Consider the following 19,936-nt stretch of genomic DNA (forward strand, 5'->3'; position numbering starts at 1 on the left):
GAATGTCCGCGTGCAGGATGAAATAAAGATCGTTTCGGCCGAAGCCCTGGTTTTCCGTTTGCCGCTGGAAAAACCGGTTTCAACCTCATTCGGCACTATGCTCGACCGGCCGGCAGTGTTCGTGCGCCTGGAGGACGATCGCGGCACCGTCGGCTGGGGGGAGATCTGGTGCAACTGGCCCGCCTGCGGTGCCGAACACCGGGCGCGCCTGCTTGTCAGCGATATTGCTCCGCGTATTCTCTGGCGATCTCTGCCGTCCCCAAAGGACCTGTGGAGGGAACTGACCGCCGCCACCGAAATCCTTGTATTGCAGACCGGTGAGGTCGGTCCCTATGCGCAGGTGATTGCCGGTTTCGACATGGCTTACTGGGACCTGACGGCGCGTCGCGCTGGCTCATCTCTGGCAAAGGCGATGAGTGATATGCCCGCCCATCAGGTCCGCGCCTATGCCAGCGGCATTCACATACTCGACGCGGAGCGCATGGTGGCGGTGGCCCGCTCTGTCGGTTATCGCGATTTCAAGGTGAAGGTCGGGTTCGATTTCGACCGTGACCTCGACCTCCTGCGCCGCCTGCATGCTGATCTTCGTCCCGGCGAGACGCTGCATGCGGACGCCAACCAGGGCTTCTCGGCCGAGCAGGGCCGAGCCTTTCTCCGGGCAACCGACAATCTCGGCCTTGGCTGGATGGAAGAGCCGGTGCGGGTGGATTCCGATGATGTGCTCTGGGCAGACCTTGCCGGGCTGACATCGACCCCCTTGGCCGGTGGCGAAAACCTGATCGGCGAACCGGCATTCCAGTCCGCCATCGCATCCGGCAGCCTTTCGGTGATCCAGCCCGATGCGGCGAAATGGGGCGGTCCGAGCGGCTGCTTTGCCGTTGCACAGGCTGCCCGGGCAGCCGGGCGGCGTTATTGCCCGCACTTTCTTGGGGCCGGCGTCGGTCTCGTCGCCTCGGCCCATATTCTGGCGGCTGCCGGCGGCGACGGAATGCTAGAGGTCGACATCAATCCCAATCTACTGCGCGACGCGATCGTGCCGCGCTGGCCGATCGTACGGCAAGGCTGGGTCGATTTGCCGGAAGGCGAGGGGCTTGGTGTCGAACCCGATCTGCAACAGTTGGCATCCTTCCAGACGATGCGCCTTGTTGCAGAAGAGCGGTCGTGATGCCGTCCGGCGGCATCGCCCTTTTCGTGGTTTTGTCTTTCGTCGCCGCCTATATGCAGACGCTGACCGGCTTTGCCTTTGGCCTGCTGCTGATGGGGGCGGTGGCTCTGACCGGGCTCATCCCTTTGCCCGAAGCGGCCATCATCGTCAGTCTGCTAACGCTTGCCAATGCGCTGATGGTTTTGCTGAAGGGATGGCGGGAGATTGCCCGGGGACCGTTTCTTCTTTCGCTTGTCGGCGCCATTCCGCTGATCCTTGTCGGTTACATGCTTCTGAATCTGCTCGCCTCGTCGTCGCTGGCTGCCCTGCGGCTGATCCTCGGCCTCGTCATCATCGTCTCCAGCCTGCAACTGATTTTCCGGCCAAGCCCGCGCGAACGCCTGTCGTCCAATCCGAGTTTCGTGTTTTTCGGCGCGCTCGGCGGCATTATGGGAGGCCTGTTTTCGACAGCCGGGCCGCCGCTGGTCTATCATCTCTACCGGCAACCACTGCCGCACAGCATGATCCGCGAGACACTGGTGGCGGTCTTTTCAATCAACGCCATGTTCCGCCTCGTGCTGGTGATGGCATCCGGAGAACTGCCATCACATGCGGTGGTCTGGGCGATGGCCGGCCTGCCGGGCGTGCTGATCGCCACCTATGCCGCGCGCCGCTGGTCACCGCGCCTGGCGCCCGCCGCCCTGCGTCGGTTGGCCTTCGTGCTGCTGTTGATGTCTGGGCTGTCACTCGTCGTACCGGTACTGACGGCTTAACAGATCCAGAATGAAGCGGCACCCACAGGCGACTTGTATTGTCTGGTTCGTATCGGCTCAAGCGCTGGCGTCGTATCGCAACCAGGTACGACCGATGCGCTACACCTTCTTCTCCGCAATCTGCATCGCAGCGAGAATCATCTTCTGGGTCAATGAGTCCTGACCCTGGCTGAAGCCTGTGGTGGGTACAGCCAATCTCATTGCAATATGAGAAGGCGACGCGGCAGAAGTCTTATCGAATGTCCGGGACAGACTCGCTCAGCGCGGTCATGAACGCCCGCAGTTGTTCTTCGGCGAAAGTGAGGATGCGTTCATCAGTCAGGAAGCCATTTTCGACCTTGTCGTTTGCCATGGGAACGACGATTTCCGGGCAGGCGAAGACCTTCGCGAGCATCCCGTTGAGCGAATATTTCAGGTGCCCTTGGGCGCGCACACCGCCGAGTGCGCCGCCGGAGACGCTCATGACGAAGCAGTGCTTGTCCTTGAAGACGGATTTCATCGCCGGGCGCGAGGCCCAGTCGATTGCATTCTTTAGAACGCCCGGAACGCTGTAATTGTATTCGGGTGTCACGAAGACCAGCCCATTGGCATGCGCTACCTGATCGATGAAAGCCTTGACCGCCGGATCGTCGAGGATGTCCGCGTTGTAGTGCGGCAGCAGTCCCGGATCGGCGGTCACGCAGGTCGCGCTGTCTTCCACGCGCTTGATCAACGCCCTTACTGTGGCGCGCGACGATGAAGCCTGCCTCAGGCTTCCTGGAATGAAGAGAAGTTCGATCATCGGCATTCTACTTTCATAGACGGGCGAGCCATGTCGCGATCAGCGGGAAGGCCACGATCAGGGCGATTGACACGAACATGGCCAGGACGAATGGCAACGCGCCGCGGAATATCTCGCCCACTCTCAGATCGGGCTCATCCATGGCCGACTTTATGACATAGACAGATAGCCCGAAGGGCGGCGTGAGGAGACCCACCTCGACAGTCACGACCGTCAGCACGCCAAACCAGATGAGGTCGAAACCGGCCGCATTGGCGATCGGCAACGCAATCGGCAGCAGGATCAGCATGATCGAAATGGAATCGATCAGGCAGCCAAGCGCCGTGATCAGCAGAAGATAGACGAGAAGAAAGCCGTAGGGACCGATCGGCCCTGTCAGGAACACTTGGGCCAAAGCGCGCGGCACGCCGGAAAGCGCCAACATACGGCTGAAGAAGGTCGCGGCGAGGATCAGGAACAGCACCGAGACGGTGATCTGGCCGGCCTCGACCAGCAGGTTCCAAAAGAGGCGCCGGTCGAGGGACCGGCGCACCAACGCGATCACCAATGCACCGAAGGCGCCGGCGGCACCGGCCTCGGTCGGGTTGAGAAAGCCGCCATAGAGCCCGCCCAGCACCACTAGCATCAGCGAGACGATCGGCGCGGACTTGCGGGCGATCTCAGCGAGGCTCATGTCGCCGAATTCGGCGCTGTCTTCTCCGTCCTCGAAGACGAAATCCTTGCGAAACCGTGCGAGCAACACGATCGTCACACAAAATGCGGCGGCGATCAGGATACCGGGTCCGATACCGGCGAGGAACATGCGGCCCACGGATTCCTCTGCGAGCACGGCATAGACGATCATCAGCAGCGAGGGCGGGATCAACATACCAAGCACCGATGAACCGGCGACGACCCCCGTCGCGAACTTTCGGGTATAGCCGTGCCGCGTCATTTCCGGGACGGCGACACGGCTGAAGACCGTCGCAGAGGCGATCGAGATTCCGGTGATCGCGGCAAAGACTGCGTTCGCGAACACCGTCGCGACCCCGAGGCCGGCGGTGACACGCCCGAGCAGTTTCTGGAACACGTCGAAGGTGTCCTTGCCGACACGCGAGACCGTAACCAGAAGGCCCATCAACACGAAAAGGGGCACGACCGCGAACAGATATTCCCGAAGTGAGTCGTTAGCGACGGCGCCCATCATCCGCAAGGACACCGTTTCGCCTCGTATCGCGGCAACGCCGGCAAAGGAAACGGCCAACATGCCGATGCCGATGGGCATCCCGAGATAGATGAGGACGAGCAGCGCCACCACCGCGGCGGAACCGATTTCCACGGGGCTCATGTCGATCTCCTGTTGGCGATAACGTCGCGAAGATCGCTGACCATCGCGACGACGAACTGGATGGCGGCGACCGTCATGCCGACAAGGATGAGGGCGCGGAACGGCCAGGTCGGCAGGGTCGCGATACCGGTGACGCCGATGAACTCGCCGCTCGCATAATCCTTCTCGAAGATCGAGAGGCTGACCGAGGCGATGCCGCCGATCACGGCGGCGCCGCCGAGATTGAAGAGTGCCGAAAGCAGCGCACCGGCCCTAGGACGGCCTTCGCGGAACGGGATGAAGAAGATCTCCGTCCGGGCCAGCCGGTCCGCCCGCACCGTCGTCGCCAGTTGCAGGCAGACGATCATCACGAGCAGCAGGGCGCCGAGTTCGGACACCAGCGGCAGGGACGACCCCAGCATGTTGCGGGCAATGATGTCGGCGCAGATGATGATCATCAGCACGCCGATCAGCGCGGTGCCGAGCGCGGCGAGCGCGTCGACGAAGACCAGCCAGACCCGGCCAATCCCGGAGGAAGGGGGATTTCGGGTTCCGGAAGCCGATGTCTTGTCGCTTTCCAAAGCCATGAGACGCCGGACTATTCGTCCCAGTTGCGCATGGGCTTTTCGCCCTTGGTGCGCAAGCCGTCCATATAGGCCTTCAGGAAGGCCCTGGCCGGCAGGCCCTTGCCCTCGAGATCCGCCGCCCAGTCGCCGGCGATGTCCGGCAGCTTGTCGACCCAGGCCTGGCGCTGCTCGTCGGACATCTTGATGATTTCGACGGGCGAGTCCTGGCTGGCACCGAGTTCCACCATCTTGTTCAGCGCCGCCTCGTGCCGTTCGAGCAGATCCTTGCCATGGGCGACGGTGTAATATTTGCCCGCCTCGATCATCGCGGTCTGGACCTCTTCCGGCAGTCCGTCCCAGCTATCCTTGTTGATTGCGACCGCACCGGAGAATGCGACGCCCACGTCGAAGCGGTTGATATAGGGCGCCACCTCGTAGAGCTTGGCCGGCAGGGCGCCAAGGGCAAGCGATAGCACACCGTCGGAAATACCGGTCTGGATATCGGTGTAGAAACTGGTGAGCGAACCGTCGACCGCATTCGCACCCGTTCCACGCAGCCAGGTGCCAAGCACGCCCGGCGCAGAGAGCTTGATGCCGTTGATGTCGTCGATGCTTTTGAGCGGTGTCTTGGTGTAGATGTCGTACATGTCGGTGCTGGTGAGACCGAGCACCTTGAGATTGTACTGCTCCCATTCATGACGGAGCGCTTCGTTGTTCTCCATCAGGTCTTCCATCACTTCGAGCTGAAGCGGCGGATTGACGGTGGCGAAGGGTGCGTAGCTGGATGCCTGGCTGAGCGGCAACTTGGACGGCTCGAGGAAGGAGAAGACCCAGCCGATATCGGTGATCCCCTCTTCGACTGACGTCAGCGTGGCATTGGCCTTGTAGAGCTGGCCGCCGAAGGCTTCGTTCCACTCGATCTTGTAATTGCCGGTCTTGGCGAGCAATTCGTCCGCCTTCGCCATGAAATGGGTCTTCATCATGCCGACCCACGGGATCACCGTCGGGTGGCTGGATGCGATGGTCAGATTGATGGTTTCCTGCGCCGCGAGGGCGCCGGGCAAGGCAATCATGCCCGCAGTCACGAGTCCGAACAGAATACGCATTGGTCTCCTCCCCAGTTTGCGTTCAGGCCATCGAAAATGTCTGGCTCGAATAGTCGAGCTTCACAGTTACCGTTCCTTCGTTGATCAACCACGGCCGGACCCGGAATGCGCGCGCCCCCGCCTTGTGCATCGGATCGCGCTCCGCGATGGCGATCGCTGCCTCCCGGGAAGTGGCCCGCACGATCACGAGCCCGTCGCCTTCCCAGCTTTCCCCGTCATCGGTCCACATCGGCCCGGCGGCGAACATCACGCCTTCCTTCTCGAGCCCGATCTGGAAATTCAGGTGTTCTTCCATGTTGGCGAAGACAGGCCCGAGCCCATTCACCGGCTGCGTGAAAATGGCGTAGAGCTGCTTCAGCAGCATGGCCTTGCTGGCTTCCAGCACGGCCCCGACTGGCACAGCGGTCGGATTGTCCTCGGCACTCATCGGTTCTCTTCTCCCGTCGCGGACCTCAGCCCGCCTTCCGTCTTTCCAGTTCCGCACGGATCTCCGCGCCGTGCTGGTCGAGCGTCGGCGGCGGGGTCACGGCAAGTTCCGGCGCGCCGTCGAAATTGTAGGGAGCGCGCACCGTCGTCGACTTGCCCATCTCGGGATGCTCGGTCGGCACCGCGATCTGCAGGTACTTCGCCTGCGGATCTTCGAGCGCCTCGTTGGCATCGTAGGCGGGCGAATGCGGCACCTCCGCCGCCAGCAGCCGGTCGCACCATGTCTGGCGCGTCTCCAGCCTGAAGACCGGGGTGAAGATCGCGATCAAATCGTCCTGGTGCGTGATGCGCTGCAGGCGCTCGGCAAAGCGCGGGTCGGTGGCAAGGTCCTGCTGTCCCGTCGCCGCCAGCAGCCCTTCCCAGAACTTCGTCGGCGACGACATATGGATCGCGATCCACTTTCCGTCGCTACATTCGAACGTGTAGCTCTGTGAAACGACCGGCCTCGACAGTGGGCCCATGATCTCGCCAGCCGAATAGTAGTGGGTGAAGCTGTCCAGGTTGAAATGCGTCATGGCCTCGAGCATGGAAATGTCGAGCCGGCGCCCTTTCCCGGACTTCGAGCATTCCAGCAGCGCCGCGAGAATGCCCATGGCGGCATACTGGCCGGTGATGGCGTCCGCGATCGCCGGGCCGATCACGCGCGGATTGGTCGGCGGCGTCACCAGCCGCAAAAAACCGCTTGCCGCCTGCGCTACGGTGTCGAAAGCGGGGCGGTCGCGCGACGGGCCGCTCTGACCGAAGCCGGAAATGGCGCAATAGATGATCGACGGCTGTACCTTGCGGAGATCGGCCTCGCCGCAACCGAGCTTTTCCGCGACGCCAGGCCGGAAGTTCTGAATGAACACATCCGCCGTAGAGATCAGGTCCCGGAAAACCGCGAGGTCTTCCGGCCGTGTCGTGTCGAGCGCGATTGAACGCTTGTTGCGGTTGTAGGTCTGGTAGTGCGGCGAGTAGAGCCCGCCCTTGAAGGCGCGGAAGGGATCGCCCGTTTCCGGACGCTCGACCTTGATGACGTCCGCGCCGAGATCGGCGAGATGCATGCTCGCGGCCGGCCCCGTGATGTAGGTGCCGAGTTCGACGACGCGGATGTCCTTGAGAATCTTGACCATGCTCTATTTCCTCAAGCCTCGCCGTTCCTGCTTGTTTTCGAGGCCAGAGCTCCGTCATAGCTGATGGCGAGATCTGCCTTGTGGGACATGATGAAGCCGATCGAGCGCAGCGATTCCTCGTAGAGATGGGCGGCAAGGCCCGCCGTGCGCGCGAGCAGCGGCACCGCTTTAAGCGCTTCCGGCGGCCAGCCGGCATCGAGGATGGTGGCGGGGATGGCACCGGAGACATTGATCGGCAGCGGCCGCTCAATGATGGCAGTCGCGTGCTTCGCCAGCATGCGCAGCGTCTCTATGTAGCGGCCGCTGATCCCGAGTTCATCGGCGATCGCCAGCAGCCGGTTGGCACGGGGGTCGCCAGCGCTATGCTGCGGATGGCCGAGGCCAGCCACTTTCTTCCGCGCCGCCTTCAGTTTCTTGAGACTCTTGATCGCGGCGGTCTCGATATCGGTGCCGTCCGCCTCGGCAAGCGCCATCACCTCCGCGAGATAGCGGCCCGCGGACTCCGAACTGCCGGCCACGACACTACCCATGCCGAGCAGGCCCGCGGCCATCGCCCCCTGCCAGGCTTCCGGACCGGCGGCGAGCGTCATGCGCGCGGCCTGCACGCTCGGAACGAGACCGTGCTCGGCGATTGCGACGAGGCAGGCATCCAACATCGCCCTTTGCGTCTTGCTCGGCTTTTCTCCAAGAACCAGTAGCCAGAAGTAGTCCGTGAACTCGATCTTGCCGATCAGCTCGTCGCAGAGGTCATAGCCCCTGACCGTTATGCTGTCGGCATCCGAAGTCGCGATGGCCGTGCGGGCGTTGTCCTGCTTGCCGATTCGCATTGCGCTCCTCTTTTCGGTATGCGAAAATATTTGCTCTTGCCGAAAACGTTATCAGCATTTAATTTGCCGTCAAGTGACAATCCGTAACCGCCGCCGGAGAGCCGGAAGCGGGGAGACGGCAGCACGGAGGGGAAAATGCGGACAGATCAGACGCAAGGAGATTATATCACCGTTTGAGTTGCGAACGGCGCCCGCGCCGCGTTTGTCGAAGCCACGCCAAATGCGCTATCGATTGCCGTTTTTCTCGATCAGGGATGATGCAAGTGCAGCAGGCAGCAATGGCGACTATCGAAGACAATCAAAGGCCGGCCGAATTCGTCGAGGGGCTGGCGAAAGGGCTCGCTATCCTCGAGTCCTTTGATGTCACCCATCCGGAAATGACGCTCAGTGAAGTGGCGCGGCGGGTCGGCCTGTCACCGGCTGCCGCCCGGCGGAGCCTCATCACGCTCCAGGCGCTCGGCTACGTGCAGCAGAAGGACAAGCGCTTCCACCTGCGCCCCAAGATCATGACGCTCGGGTCGTCGTTCTACTTCTCGGCGCGCATCGAGGAAGTGCTGCAGCCCGATCTGCGGGAACTCGTCGAGAAGTTCGGCGACGCATCCTCGGTAGGCACGCTCGACAGCGAGGACGTCATCTATATCGCCCACGTTTCGGTCCAGCGCGCCCGCCGCGCCGCCGCCGTTATGGGCGCGCGCTATCCGGCCTGCGCGACCTCTCTTGGCCGCGTTCTGCTTGCCGGACTGAGCGACGATGCTCTGGAGAAATACCTTTCAAACGTACACCCGAAGGCGCTCACCTCGAAGACGATCACCGATCCGGCGATCCTGCGGGAGGAGATCCTCGCCGTGCGCGAATCCGGCTATGCGACGACTGTCGATCAGCTCGATTACGGCATCACGGCGCTGGCCGTGCCGATCCGCGACATGGAGGGACGCACGATCGCCGCACTTAATACGTCCGGCTACACCGGGATCCTGACTCCGGAATCGCTGGTCACGGAGCGCCTGCCGGCATTGCGGCAGGCGGCGTCTCACATCGCCCACGCGATCACGCGCTATCCGGTGCTGCAATCGATCATGGGGACCTGACGAACGAAGACCGAGCCGCAGGGCGATGGGAGGATAAGCCATGTGCAGACTTTGCGATCCAGGGAAGCTCGAATTTCTGTGCCCGACGAGTTTCGATGCGGCGAGGGCCGAGGCGCAGGCCAATGCCGCCGGCACTGTGCTGTCGGCCAATGCCGCGGCCCAGGCGGCGGCTGCCGCGAGCCTGCCCAAAGGCATTGGCGATGCTGGCCGGAAGACGTTGATCAAGGGTGGCATCGTCTTCTCCGTGGATGACAAGGTCGGTAATTTTGCGGTCGGCGACGTATTGCTCGAGGGAGCAAAGATCACCGCCGTCGGCCCTTCGATCGAGGCAAGCGGCGCCGCAGTGCTGGATGCCACCGGCAAGATCGTCATGCCGGGCTTCGTCGACACCCATCACCACCAGTTCGAGACTGCGCTGCGCAGCCAGCTCGCCAACGGCATCCTGATCAATGACGGCCGGCCAGAGAGCGCGCAGAACTACTACGAGACCGTTCTTCAGAAGTTTTCAAACGCCTACAGGCCCGAAGACGTCTACATCAACGAGCTGTTCGGCTCGCTCGCCCAGCTCGACGCAGGTGTGACTACGGTGATGGATGTCAGCCAGATCCATCATTCGCCCGAACATTCCGACGCCGCCATCGAAGGTATTCGCGACGCGGGCCGACGCTCGGTCTTCGGCTATTTCGAGGGCTGGGGCGATGCCGCCAAATATCCGGTCGACGCGAAGCGCATCAGGGACCAGTATTTCGCATCCGGTGACCAGCTGATGACCATGGTCATGGGCGGCGAGATCTACATTCCAGGTTACGAGGAAGCCTGGCGGATCGGACGCGAACTCGACATGCCGATCGCGCTCCACGTCGTCGGCACCTTCGGCATGCAGCCGACATTCGACGAACTCGGCGCCAAGGGCATGTTCGGCCCTGACAACATCTTCATCCACATGACCGGCATGTCGGATGCCGGCTGGAAATATGCAGCCGATGCCGGCGCCCATATCTCGCTGTCGGTGCCGATCGAAATGCAGATGCGTCACGGCACGCCGCCGCTGCAGAAGGTGATCGATCTCGGCATCAGCTTTTCGCTCTCGACCGACGTCGAATGTACGATGACTGCCGATTTCTTCACCCAGATGCGGTCCTTCGTCACCCTGCAGCGCATGGAGGCAAATACCAAGGCGCTCGCCGGCGAGAAGTATCCGCGCCTCGTTACCGCGCGCGATGCAATCCGCGCTGCGACCATGGGCGGCGCGACGGGCCTGAAGCTTGATCACAAGATCGGCTCGCTGACGCCCGGCAAGGAGGCGGATCTCATCCTTCTCGACGCCGACGCGCTGAACGTCACGCCGCTCAACAACGCGCCCGGCGCCGTCGTCACGCTCATGGAGCGCTCGAACGTCGATGCCGTCTTCGTCGCCGGCAAGGTGAAGAAGTGGAAGGGCCAGTTGCTCAGCTTCGACACCGCCCGGCTGAGCGCGGAACTGGCAAAAAGCCGCGACGCGATCTTCGAAACGGCTGGCATTAGCCGCGACCTGTTCGCGGACTGAGATTGCGAGGAAGCGGGCTTCCGGTCCGCCTCCTCCCGACTGTCGGCGCCGAAAGCGCCTCGTAATCGTGGGAGAAGAACATTGGCAAAATTAGTTGCGACACTGGCTTCGACGCATCACCCCTTCTACCTCAAGGCAACCACAATGCCGCCCGAGCAACAGATGCCGCAGGCGCCGGAGTGGAAGCACAAGGTGGAAGCCTATCGTGAAACCCTAGCGGCCGCGAAGCCCGAAATCCTCGTTATGGTGGGCTCCGACCACTTCCATCAAATCTTCCTCGACAACTGCCCGCAGTTCCTGATCGGCAAGGCGCCGCGCTATGATGCGACCTTCTACAATGAGGAACGCGAGTTCGGCATTCCGAAATACGTGCTGGAGGGCGACGAGGACATGTCGCGCTTCATGCACCAGTCGCTGATGGACCAGAGTTTCGACTTCGCGTTCTCCAATGAGCTGAAGATCGATCATTCCATCATATGCCCGATCATCACGGTGCGCCCGCAGAACGACCTGCCGGTGGTGCCGATCTACACCAACATTTTCGCGCCGCCGCTGCATTCGCCGAGACGGTTCTACGAACTTGGCCGCGCGATCCGCAAGGCGATCGAGGACTACCCGTCCGACAAGCGTGTCGCGGCGATCGGTACCGGACATCTCTCGCTCGAACTCGGCGGACCGCGTCAGTTCATGGAAACCGGCCCCGATCCGGTCTTCGATCGTCAGGCGATCGAATGGCTGCGCACGGGCGATGTCGACGCTATACTCGCCAACGTCACCCACAAAAGCCTGGTCGAAAGCGGCAACGCCACCCAGGGCTTCCTGAACTTTATCCTGATGCTGGGCGTCGCCGGTCCCGAAGGCGCCGACTACGTCGATAATCTCGACCTTTTCCACACGATGGAAGCCTATTTCACCTGGTATCCGAAGGAGCAAGCGGCATGAGCAAGTACTACGTCAACAAGTTCCTCTACACCGTCGACCGCGACCCGGAACTGATGAAGCGCTACGCCGAGGATCCGCGCAATCTGGTGGCGACCTGGGAACAGTCGATCGGACCGCGACTGATCGGCAACGACGTCGAGGAATCCACCGTCGTCGCGCTGACCGACCACGAGCGCGAGGCGCTTATCAACCACGACTATGTCGCGCTGTTTGAAATGGGCGCGCACTTCTTCCTGAACCTGACCATGTATATCGGCATCTTCGACGAACCCTATATCCAGAAATCGGGCCCTCTTTCCTTCCAACGCGAATTCGCCGCCAAGCTGCAGCACTGGAAGGGCAGGGAATATCCGACGGTGGAGGTTTGAGTTTCAGGTACTCGGTAGGCGCTGCGCGTAAGGTCAGGACGGTGATGTCAGCTTAACTCCAATTGAAGGGGATGGTTATTAGCTGGAGCCATGATCGGTAATCCTGTCGGCTACAAACCATCGCTTCCCGGCTGGTGCAAAGTCCTCGCAATGCCAACGTAGACTAGTAAGATCTACAGACGATTGCTGAGGAACCGCAGCGTGTTCAGCACAATGCGCTGTTCGCGGTAGGATCCAGCGAGTATATTGTGCACCTCGTCGATGAGCAGTACCTGCCCCATGCCGCACATTTACAGTCAATGGCCGATGGCTCGGCGAGTGTAAAAGAAGTTCTGGATCATCTTCGGTTCGACCGGACGGCGGTGATCATCCGGTCGAGCATCTCATCGAGGATGGGCTTAGAAGTGGCGAAGTTCATGCGGACGAACTTCTCGCATTCCGGATGGAAGGCTTCGCCGGGACTGAAGCCAATGCGCGCCCGCTCAAGGAAGAAGTCGAAGGCGGAACCCTCGATGCCGAGATCGGAGCAGTCGAGCCAGATCAGATAGGTCGCATCCGGCACCTGGAATCGGATGCCGGGGATTTCCCGCCGCAGCGTCGCGACCACATGGTCGCGCATCTCCTTCAGGTGGTTCAGCACCTCGTCCAGCCAGGGTTGCGCCTCCGTCCAGGCGGCCACCGTCGCATCGATGCCAATGCTGTTGACTGAACCGATCAGGCGGACCGGAATGCGCTTGTGGAAGCGCTGCATCAGTTCCTCGGTGCCGAAATATGCGACGGCGCAGCGCAGGCCGGGGATGTTGAAGCTCTTGGTCGCCGAGTTCAGTGTCACGGTGCGAGCCGCAGCCGAGGGAGACAGCGAGGCGAAGGGGATGTGGCGGGTGCCATGATAGACGAGGTCGGAGTGAATCTCGTCCGAAATGACGATCAGGTCGTGTTTCTCGACGAAGGCGAGAACCTCCAGCAGTTCGTCTCTGGTGAAGGCACGGCCGGTCGGGTTCTGCGGATTGCAGAGCATGAAGATCTTCGTATTGGCATCGACCGTGGCTTCCAGGGCTTCGAGGTCGAAGACATAACTCCGGTCGGTCGCCTGCATGGTGAGCGGCACGCAGGTGCGGCCGGTGGTGGCGATCGCGTCGCGGAAGGGCGGATAGCTCGGCATCTGGACGATCACGCCGTCGCCCGGGTCGGAGAAGGCCATGACCGAAGCGTAGATCGCCTGGACGAGGTCGGCGAGGACAAGCACCTGGGCCTCCGCGACGTCCCAGTCGCAGACGTTCTTCATGCGGTTGACAAAAGCCGAGGCGACCGCGCAGTCGGCCTTGCCTCCGTCGCGCATCGGATACCCGTAGTCGAAGGCCTCGACGCTATGCTGGATGGCGCGCTGGATAGCCGGGGCGATGCGGAAGTCCATGTCAGCAACGAAGGCCGGGATCACGTCGGACGGATACTGCCGCCATTTGGCGTTGCGCCGCTCCAGAAGCTCCGGCTTGCGCATCTCGAACGAGCCGGTTTCGGCGGCGAAGATCACTGTTTCCGAATCCATGCGTATTCTCCTGTATTCGGTCCTTATTCTTCTGTTGCGGCAATACGGAGACGGCTCCGCGTGCTCATCGTCATGCGAGGTGGCAAGCCACCGCGTTGCCATCCGGCAGGGTTCTCAACTGCGGGTCCTCTACCGAGCAACGATCCGCAGCGATGGGGCAGCGCGCACGGAAGCGGCACCCAGTTTCGGTAATGCTGCCCGCGACTTCGCCGGAAAGCCGGCTTTCGATCTTACGGCCGGGATCCGCCTCTGGCACTGCAGCCAGAAGAGCCCGGGTATAGGGATGCCTTGCTTCCCGCCAGAGACTTGAATGATCGGCACTTTCGACGATCCGGCCGAGATACATGACGAGAACGCGATCGGAAAAATAGCGGACAACGGAAAGATCGTGCGAGATGAACAGAAAGCACAGGCCGAAACTGCGCTTCAGGTCGACGAGCAGATTGATGATCTGTGCCTGAATGGAAAGGTCCAGGGCCGAGACCGGTTCGTCGCAGACGACTAGCTTGGGCTTCAGGATCAGAGCCCGGGCGATGCCGATGCGTTGCCTCTGGCCCCCGGAGAACTCGTGCGGATAGCGCTGCAGCGCCGCGGCCGAGAAGCCGATCCGATCTATGATCTCGTTGATCTGTTTCCTGCGCTCGGCGGGATTCTTGATGCCGTGCACCTTGAGGGGTGTATCGAGGATCTGGAATACCGTCTGGCGCGGATTGAGGGATGCGTAGGGATCCTGGAAGACCATCTGCACGGATTTGCGGATCGGTCGCAATTGCCGATCGTCCATGCCGGCGATGTCCCAGCCTTCGAGGCGGATCTCACCCTCAGCCGGCTTGATGAGCCGTACCACGCTCTTGCCCAGAGTGGACTTGCCGCAACCGGATTCACCGACAAGGCCGACCGTCTCATTCTCGCCGACCTCGAAGGAGACGCCGTCCACCGCATAAAAGGTCTTGCCGCGCGAGGTATAGGCGGTCTTCAGATTGTTCACCGACAGGAGCGCCATCAGCCATTTCCCTTTCGCGATTTCATTTGGCAGCAACCGCGAGCGGATCGCGATAACAGGCGACGGACCATTCGTCGTTCGTACCGCCGAGTTCGGGCGGTGCGGCGCGGCATTCGTGCATGGCGATCGGGCAGCGTGGCGCGAAGGAGCAACCGGTTTCTCCAGCTGCCGACTGTACCGATCCGACGATCTCCGTCAGGCGGCGGTTCGAATAGTGCCAGCCGTTGCCGATAGAGGAGTTGAGGAGGCCGCGGGAATAGGGATGCCGGGGGCCGGAGAAGAAGGTGCCGACCGGCGCTTCCTCGACGATCCGCCCGGCATACATGACGGCGATCCGGTCCGCCCATTGAGCGACGGCGCCAAGATCATGCGTGATGAGCAGCATCGCCATGTTGAGCTTCGAACAAAGGTCTTCCAGAAGATCCATGACCTGCGCCTGGATGGTCACGTCGAGCGCAGTGGTCGGTTCGTCGGCGATCAAGAGCTGCGGATCGCAGGCGATCGCCATGGCGATCATCACGCGTTGGCGCATGCCGCCCGAGAAATTATGCGGGAACATGCCGTAGCGGCCGCGCGCGTTGACGATACCCACCATGTCGAGCAGCTCGATCGTCCGCTCCTCGGCCTGCTTTCGGGTGACATCCTCGTGCTGGAGGATATTTTCGGCGATCTGCTGCCCGATCGGCAAGACCGGGTTGAGCGACGTCATCGGCTCCTGCAGGATGAGGGCGATGCCCTTGCCGCGAATGCGGCGCAGCTGGTAGGGCGAGATCGCCGCAAGGTCCTGACCGTCGAAGATGACCTGGCCGCCATTGATCGAAGCACCGGGCGGCAGCAGCCGGAGGATGGAGAAGGCGGTCAGCGACTTGCCGCAGCCGGATTCTCCGACCAGCGCCACTTTCTCGCCTTCCTCGATCCGCAGGTTGACGCGCTTGACGATTTGCGCGGAGGGAAACCCGACATCCAGATCGATCAACTCGAGGACCGGATGTTTTTCCTGGAGATGGCTCATGTCCGCTCCCTCGATTTCGGGTTGAGGATATCGGTCAGCCGGTCGCCGACGATGTTCAGGGAAAGAACGGTCAGGACGATCGCGATTCCGGGCAGGGCGGAGAGGTACCATTCCGTGCGGATCTGGGTGCGGCCGGCGCCGATCAGGCTTCCCCAGCTTACCACGTTTGGATCGCCGAGATTGAGGAATGACACTGCCGATTCCAGGAGGATGCCGTTGGCGACGAGCACCGATGCCGCGACGATGAGAGTCGGCAGCGCATTCGGCAGGATTTCCGAGACGATGATGCGCGGCGTGCCGTAGCCGAGCCCGCGGGCTGCCATGACGAAATCCGCTTCGCGTAGCGACTTGAACTCGGCACGTGCCAGCCGTGCGATCATCGGCCAGGAGGCGAGCCCGATCGACAGGGCGATCAGGTTCAGCGAGGTGTCGCCGATCGCGAGGATGACGATGATCAGGAGCATGGTGGGAATGGTCTGGAATATCTCGGTGATGCGCACCAGAACGTCTTCGATCCAGCCGCCGAAATATCCGGCGATCGAGCCCACCGTCGTGCCGATCAGCAGGCCCAGAACCGCGGAGGAAAAACCGACCAGCAGAGATGCCCGCGAACCGTGAATGATGCCGGCGGTGAGGTCGCGTCCCAGGCTGTCGGTGCCGAGCGGAAACATCAGGTCGTCGCCCGGCCAGAGGAAGGGGTCGGGCACCATATCCAGCGGGTCCCCCGGGTAGAGCGGGTCGGCCAGCAGCGCCATTGCAAAGACGGTAAGGAGCGCGAGCACGGAAAAGACGAAGAACGGGTCGCGCAGGCTCTTCGGCAAACGTGGAAGCCGCAGGGTGCGGGGCCGGATGTTCTCCGATTTGGCGCTTTTGAGGATGGGGTTGGAAAGGACTTGCGACATGGCGGAGCTTTCCTTCTTCACGCGGAGATCCGGGGATCAAGCCACATCACCAGCCAGTCGATGATCAGGTTGGTGACGATGACGATCACGGAGGACATGAGCAGGATACCGAGCAGGACGTTGACGTCCCGGGCGGCGAGCGAACTCATGGTGAGGCGGCCGACGCCTGGCCAGTTAAAAACGGTCTCGACGACGACGGCACCGCTCAGCATGTTGCCGAGATGCAGGCCCGCGACGGTGGTGACCGGGATCAGCGCATTGCGTAGCCCGTGGCGGAACTGCAGCAGCAGCGGATGCAGACCCTTGGCGGCAGCGGTTCGCATATAGTCCTGCCGCAGCACTTCCAGCATGGAGGCACGGGTGAGGCGGGCATAGATGGCGACAAAAAAGGCTGCGAGTGAACAGGCCGGCAGGACGAGGTGTTGCAGTCGGTCGACGAGCCAATGCCATCCTTCGAGCGTCACGCCGATGGTTTCTGACCCGCCGGCCGGCAGAAGCTGCAGCTTGGCCGAAAACAGCACGATGATCATCAGACCGACCCAGAAATTCGGTGCCGAATAGAAGAGCAGCGAAATCGAGGTCAGCATCCTGTCGGGCCAGCGGCCGGCGAAGACGGCCATGACCCAGCCGACGAGGATGCCCGTCGTCAGTGCGATTACGAAGGCCGTCAGCATCAGGATGAGCGTACTCGGCAGGCGTTCGACGATCAGGTTGAAGACGGGCGAGCTGTAGGCGATCGATTGCCCGAAGTTGAGCGTCAGAACATTGCCGAAATAGCGGAGGAGTTGGACGGGAAGCGGCGCGTTGAGGCCATAGGCTTCACGCATCGCCTCCATCGTCTCCTTGCTGGCCGAACCGGATATGCCGGCCAGCGCGTCGACGGCGTCGCCAGGCATCATGTGCAGGAAGAAGAAGCTCAGGAGAACGATGCCGATCATGGTCGGTATCGCCTGGAGGAGGGTGCGTCTGACGGCGGGCAAAAACATGGCTCAGGCCTCCACCGGGCTTCTGGCGAGTGCCTCCTCCAGAAAATCCAGCCGGTCCTGGCCCCAGAACGTCTGCTTGCCATAAAGATGAGTGGGAGAGCCGAAGACGCCGCGCATTGTGGCGAGGGCGATGTTCTTCTGGAAGGCGGCCGGCACGTCCGGCGCCTCTTCGGCCGCGACCAGCGCCGCTCCGTCATAACCAGCCTTGCTGGCAACCGCGGCGCGGACGGCCGGATCGCCGATGTCCTCACCATAGCCCCAGAAGGCCTTCTGAAGAGCAATGGCGAGCGCAAGCGTCGGCTTGCCGGCTAGTTCGGCGGCGATGACGATGCGATAGGCCGGCGCGGCATCCTTGAGGCCTGCCCGGTCATCGAGCTTCAGAGGGACGCCGAGCCTTTTTGCCCAACGGGAGAGATCCTCGAAAACGTATTTCTGCCTGACCGGCGGCTTTTCCTTGAGGGTGATCCAGCCGTTCTCGGAGATGTTGGCGATGAGAAAGGGCCTGATTCCGACACCCGCTTTCTGGCAGATCGAGACAAGCCTTTCGGCGCCCAGATAGGCCCAGGGGGAGGTGATGGAAAAATAGTATTCGATGTTGCCCGACATCTCGTTCCTCGATCGCTGCATCTGTTCCCGTTATCCCCTCGAAGGGGTATTTTTGTGCGATGCAGGATGAAGAGGAAGATGCCGATCCCGCCCTGCAGCATGAGCGGATGTTAACAGTAGATCTTCAAAACGGCCAAGCGTCGCAGGCACTTTCGAGCCTTCGCTGCTGCAATAGACTATTTCATTATTGCCGCTACTCAGTCGCGGCTTACCGTGCAACGCTGCGGAAATATTGCATTGCGAAAGCGGCCTCATAGTCCGCTGACAGTCCCGGGTCAAGCCCGCGGTAACATCATCCGACGTCTTTACGATCATACGACAGAAGAAGGGGAATATCGCGTGAGCAAGCTGGTCAATCTCAGAATGTCAGCCGATGTTGGAGGCACTTTCACGGATGTGGTGCTGGAGGGCGCCAATAAGCGCTGGACTACGAAGGTCCTCACCACGCCATCCGCGCCGGAAGAGGGTGTCCTGCGCGGCATCACTGAAATCCTGCAGATGTCCGGCAACGAGATTGGCAATGTAGAAGCCTTCGTGCACGGCACGACGCTCGCCACCAACGCCATCATCGAACGGCGTGGCGCCAGGACCGCGCTGATCGGCACCGACGGTTTCCGCGATATCCTCGAGATCGGTACCGAGAGCCGTTACGATCAGTACGAGCTTGCGCTCGTGAGGCCGGCGCCGCTGGTCGCCCGTCCGTTGCGCTTGACCGTTCGAGGTCGCGTGGATGCACGCGGGATGGAGCTACGTCCGCTCGACGAAGTACAGCTTCTGGATATTGCTGCCGAGTTGAAGGCGAAGGATATCCAGAGCGTCGCGATCGCGTTCATGCACAGCTATATGAACCCGGCTCACGAGGTTCGGGCGCGGGAGCTGCTTCACGCTGCCGTGCCCGGGCTCTACATCTCGCTGTCCTGCGAGGTCTGCCCCGAGATCCGCGAGTTCGAGCGCACCTCCACCACCGTTGCCAACGCCTATGTGAAACCGCTCATGGACGGTTATCTGGCCCGCATGGAAAGCCGGCTGGAAGCCATGGGCTTCAAGGGCGTGCTGAGCCTAATGACGTCGGGCGGCGGATTGACCTCGGTCGATACGGCGCGCGCCTTTCCCGTGCGGCTGGTGGAATCCGGACCGGCCGGCGGAGCAATCTTTGCCTCGCAGATCGCGGCCCGGCTCGGTGAAAAGCAGGTTATCGCCTTTGACATGGGCGGCACGACCGCCAAGGTCAGCCTGATCGAAAACTACGAGTCGGAAAGCTCGCGCTTCTTCGAAGTCGACCGCGCGGCCCGCTTCCTCAAGGGATCGGGCCTTCCGCTGCGCATCCCGGTCATCGAGATGGTCGAGATCGGGGCGGGTGGTGGTTCGCTAGCACGCATCGATACCCTGCAGCGCGTGACCGTCGGTCCGGAAAGCGCCTCCTCGGTGCCAGGCCCGGCCTGCTATGGCGGCGGCGGTACGACGCCGGCGGTGACCGACTCCGACGTAGCACTCGGCCTCATCGATCCTGCGGCTTTTGCAGGTGGCTCGATCAAGCTCCGTCCCGATCTCTCCCTTGAAGCGCTTGATACCCAGATCGGCAAGCCACTCGGCCTCAGTCCGGAAATGGCGGCTTACGCCGTTTATGAGATGGTCTGCGAGAACATGGCGAGCGCAGCCCGCGCCCACACCGTCGAGCGCGGCGTTGTCGCCAACACGCATACGATGATCGCCTTCGGCGGCGCGGCCCCCCTGCATGTCGCCCGCGTGGCGGAGAAGATCGGCGCACCCCGGGTCATCATTCCCGCCAATGCCGGTGTCGGTTCGGCGGTCGGTTTCCTCGCCGCGCCGGTCTCC

General features: G+C 62.0%; 20 protein-coding genes and 1 pseudogene. 7 read left to right on the forward strand and 14 right to left on the reverse strand.

What is annotated here, in order from left to right; translation table 11 throughout:
* Positions 1–10 precede the first annotated feature (10 nt).
* Positions 11–1,165, forward strand: coding sequence for a mandelate racemase/muconate lactonizing enzyme family protein (locus tag JL39_RS00385; RefSeq protein WP_037145088.1), 1,155 nt, complete (start codon positions 11–13; stop codon positions 1,163–1,165).
* Positions 1,165–1,917 carry a sulfite exporter TauE/SafE family protein gene (locus JL39_RS00390; protein ID WP_037145091.1) on the forward strand — a complete coding sequence of 251 codons (753 nt, stop codon included), beginning with the start codon at positions 1,165–1,167 and terminating at the stop codon, positions 1,915–1,917. The genes JL39_RS00385 and JL39_RS00390 overlap by 1 nt, the downstream gene beginning before the upstream one ends.
* Positions 1,918–2,149: 232 nt before the next feature.
* On the opposite strand, the gene JL39_RS00395 is transcribed toward JL39_RS00390, so the two are convergent.
* Genes JL39_RS00395 through JL39_RS00425 form a run of 7 tightly spaced genes read right to left on the reverse strand, consistent with a single transcriptional unit; the run spans position 2,150 to position 8,101 of the window.
* Positions 2,150–2,704: an NADPH-dependent FMN reductase gene (locus tag JL39_RS00395; protein WP_244446803.1), complete on the reverse strand. Its 555-nt coding sequence runs from the start codon at positions 2,702–2,704 to the stop codon at positions 2,150–2,152.
* 7 nt (positions 2,705–2,711) lie between these two features.
* Positions 2,712–4,025 carry a TRAP transporter large permease subunit gene (locus tag JL39_RS00400; protein ID WP_037145095.1) on the reverse strand — a complete coding sequence of 438 codons (1,314 nt, stop codon included), beginning with the start codon at positions 4,023–4,025 and terminating at the stop codon, positions 2,712–2,714.
* A complete protein-coding gene (locus JL39_RS00405) occupies positions 4,022–4,591 on the reverse strand; it encodes a TRAP transporter small permease (protein WP_037145099.1) in 570 nt (189 codons plus the stop codon). Before JL39_RS00405 ends, JL39_RS00400 begins: the two co-directional genes overlap by 4 nt.
* Positions 4,592–4,602: 11 nt before the next feature.
* A complete protein-coding gene (locus JL39_RS00410) occupies positions 4,603–5,676 on the reverse strand; it encodes a C4-dicarboxylate TRAP transporter substrate-binding protein (RefSeq protein WP_037145102.1) in 1,074 nt (357 codons plus the stop codon).
* 22 nt (positions 5,677–5,698) lie between these two features.
* Positions 5,699–6,103 (reverse strand): YciI family protein, encoded by a 405-nt coding sequence (locus JL39_RS00415; protein WP_052182557.1) that lies wholly within the window; start codon positions 6,101–6,103, stop codon positions 5,699–5,701.
* A 25-nt stretch (positions 6,104–6,128) separates the two neighbouring features.
* Positions 6,129–7,274, reverse strand: a complete 1,146-nt coding sequence (locus tag JL39_RS00420; RefSeq protein ID WP_037145105.1) for a CoA transferase — start codon at positions 7,272–7,274, stop codon at positions 6,129–6,131.
* Between the two features lie 11 nt (positions 7,275–7,285).
* Positions 7,286–8,101 (reverse strand): citryl-CoA lyase, encoded by an 816-nt coding sequence (locus JL39_RS00425; RefSeq protein WP_037145109.1) that lies wholly within the window; start codon positions 8,099–8,101, stop codon positions 7,286–7,288.
* Positions 8,102–8,379: 278 nt separating this feature from the next.
* Here JL39_RS00425 and JL39_RS00430 point away from each other — a divergent pair, with 278 nt between their 5' ends.
* From JL39_RS00430 to JL39_RS00445, 4 genes are all read left to right on the forward strand, one after another.
* Positions 8,380–9,189: an IclR family transcriptional regulator C-terminal domain-containing protein gene (locus JL39_RS00430; protein WP_037145112.1), complete on the forward strand. Its 810-nt coding sequence runs from the start codon at positions 8,380–8,382 to the stop codon at positions 9,187–9,189.
* Between the two features lie 40 nt (positions 9,190–9,229).
* Complete coding sequence (locus JL39_RS00435) at positions 9,230–10,735, forward strand: amidohydrolase family protein (protein ID WP_037145114.1); 1,506 nt, start codon at positions 9,230–9,232, stop codon at positions 10,733–10,735.
* 81 nt (positions 10,736–10,816) lie between these two features.
* On the forward strand, positions 10,817–11,677 hold the full coding sequence (locus JL39_RS00440; protein WP_037145117.1) for an extradiol ring-cleavage dioxygenase: 861 nt from the start codon (positions 10,817–10,819) through the stop codon (positions 11,675–11,677).
* Positions 11,674–12,045, forward strand: a complete 372-nt coding sequence (locus tag JL39_RS00445) for a hypothetical protein (protein WP_037145119.1) — start codon at positions 11,674–11,676, stop codon at positions 12,043–12,045. Before JL39_RS00440 ends, JL39_RS00445 begins: the two co-directional genes overlap by 4 nt.
* Before the next feature lie 176 nt (positions 12,046–12,221).
* Here JL39_RS00445 and JL39_RS32735 read toward each other — a convergent pair.
* The 7 genes and pseudogenes from JL39_RS32735 to JL39_RS00475 form a co-directional block, all read right to left on the reverse strand.
* A pseudogene (locus JL39_RS32735) lies at positions 12,222–12,320 on the reverse strand (TniB family NTP-binding protein); the annotation flags it as partial.
* A gap of 62 nt (positions 12,321–12,382) precedes the next feature.
* Positions 12,383–13,591 carry a PatB family C-S lyase gene (locus tag JL39_RS00450; RefSeq protein WP_037145121.1) on the reverse strand — a complete coding sequence of 403 codons (1,209 nt, stop codon included), beginning with the start codon at positions 13,589–13,591 and terminating at the stop codon, positions 12,383–12,385.
* Between the two features lie 70 nt (positions 13,592–13,661).
* Complete coding sequence (locus JL39_RS00455) at positions 13,662–14,594, reverse strand: oligopeptide/dipeptide ABC transporter ATP-binding protein (RefSeq protein ID WP_037145124.1); 933 nt, start codon at positions 14,592–14,594, stop codon at positions 13,662–13,664.
* 22 nt (positions 14,595–14,616) lie between these two features.
* Positions 14,617–15,606, reverse strand: coding sequence for an ABC transporter ATP-binding protein (locus JL39_RS00460; RefSeq protein WP_037145127.1), 990 nt, complete (start codon positions 15,604–15,606; stop codon positions 14,617–14,619).
* The gene (locus JL39_RS00465; protein WP_081952628.1) at positions 15,603–16,508 is read right to left on the reverse strand and encodes an ABC transporter permease; all 906 of its coding nucleotides are present in this window, start codon (positions 16,506–16,508) and stop codon (positions 15,603–15,605) included. The genes JL39_RS00460 and JL39_RS00465 overlap by 4 nt, the downstream gene beginning before the upstream one ends.
* Before the next feature lie 17 nt (positions 16,509–16,525).
* A complete protein-coding gene (locus JL39_RS00470) occupies positions 16,526–17,494 on the reverse strand; it encodes an ABC transporter permease (protein ID WP_037145131.1) in 969 nt (322 codons plus the stop codon).
* A gap of 3 nt (positions 17,495–17,497) precedes the next feature.
* A complete protein-coding gene (locus JL39_RS00475; protein ID WP_200883896.1) occupies positions 17,498–18,121 on the reverse strand; it encodes a 2-hydroxychromene-2-carboxylate isomerase in 624 nt (207 codons plus the stop codon).
* Between the two features lie 342 nt (positions 18,122–18,463).
* Here JL39_RS00475 and JL39_RS00480 point away from each other — a divergent pair.
* Positions 18,464–19,936: hydantoinase/oxoprolinase family protein (locus JL39_RS00480; protein WP_348270552.1), on the forward strand; the 1,473-nt coding region annotated here is incomplete at its 3' end.

The organism is Rhizobium sp. YS-1r (genome assembly GCF_000757525.1).
GTDB lineage: Bacteria > Pseudomonadota > Alphaproteobacteria > Rhizobiales > Rhizobiaceae > Neorhizobium > Neorhizobium petrolearium.

Bases quoted from the DNA above. Each gene is read 5' to 3' on its own strand.
- JL39_RS00460 (WP_037145127.1), bottom strand. From the start codon at position 15,606: ATGAGCCATCTCCAGGAAAAACATCCGGTCCTCGAGTTGATCGATCTG.
- JL39_RS00395 (WP_244446803.1), bottom strand. From the start codon at position 2,704: ATGCCGATGATCGAACTTCTCTTCATTCCAGGAAGCCTGAGGCAGGCT.
- JL39_RS00405 (WP_037145099.1), bottom strand. From the start codon at position 4,591: ATGGCTTTGGAAAGCGACAAGACATCGGCTTCCGGAACCCGAAATCCC.
- JL39_RS00400 (WP_037145095.1), bottom strand. From the start codon at position 4,025: ATGAGCCCCGTGGAAATCGGTTCCGCCGCGGTGGTGGCGCTGCTCGTC.
- JL39_RS00420 (WP_037145105.1), bottom strand. From the start codon at position 7,274: ATGGTCAAGATTCTCAAGGACATCCGCGTCGTCGAACTCGGCACCTAC.
- JL39_RS00415 (WP_052182557.1), bottom strand. From the start codon at position 6,103: ATGAGTGCCGAGGACAATCCGACCGCTGTGCCAGTCGGGGCCGTGCTG.
- JL39_RS00445 (WP_037145119.1), top strand. From the start codon at position 11,674: ATGAGCAAGTACTACGTCAACAAGTTCCTCTACACCGTCGACCGCGAC.
- JL39_RS00410 (WP_037145102.1), bottom strand. From the start codon at position 5,676: ATGCGTATTCTGTTCGGACTCGTGACTGCGGGCATGATTGCCTTGCCC.
- JL39_RS00450 (WP_037145121.1), bottom strand. From the start codon at position 13,591: ATGGATTCGGAAACAGTGATCTTCGCCGCCGAAACCGGCTCGTTCGAG.
- JL39_RS00475 (WP_200883896.1), bottom strand. From the start codon at position 18,121: ATGCAGCGATCGAGGAACGAGATGTCGGGCAACATCGAATACTATTTT.
- JL39_RS00465 (WP_081952628.1), bottom strand. From the start codon at position 16,508: ATGTCGCAAGTCCTTTCCAACCCCATCCTCAAAAGCGCCAAATCGGAG.
- JL39_RS00470 (WP_037145131.1), bottom strand. From the start codon at position 17,494: ATGTTTTTGCCCGCCGTCAGACGCACCCTCCTCCAGGCGATACCGACC.
- JL39_RS00390 (WP_037145091.1), top strand. From the start codon at position 1,165: ATGCCGTCCGGCGGCATCGCCCTTTTCGTGGTTTTGTCTTTCGTCGCC.
- JL39_RS00435 (WP_037145114.1), top strand. From the start codon at position 9,230: ATGTGCAGACTTTGCGATCCAGGGAAGCTCGAATTTCTGTGCCCGACG.
- JL39_RS00425 (WP_037145109.1), bottom strand. From the start codon at position 8,101: ATGCGAATCGGCAAGCAGGACAACGCCCGCACGGCCATCGCGACTTCG.
- JL39_RS00430 (WP_037145112.1), top strand. From the start codon at position 8,380: ATGGCGACTATCGAAGACAATCAAAGGCCGGCCGAATTCGTCGAGGGG.
- JL39_RS00455 (WP_037145124.1), bottom strand. From the start codon at position 14,594: ATGGCGCTCCTGTCGGTGAACAATCTGAAGACCGCCTATACCTCGCGC.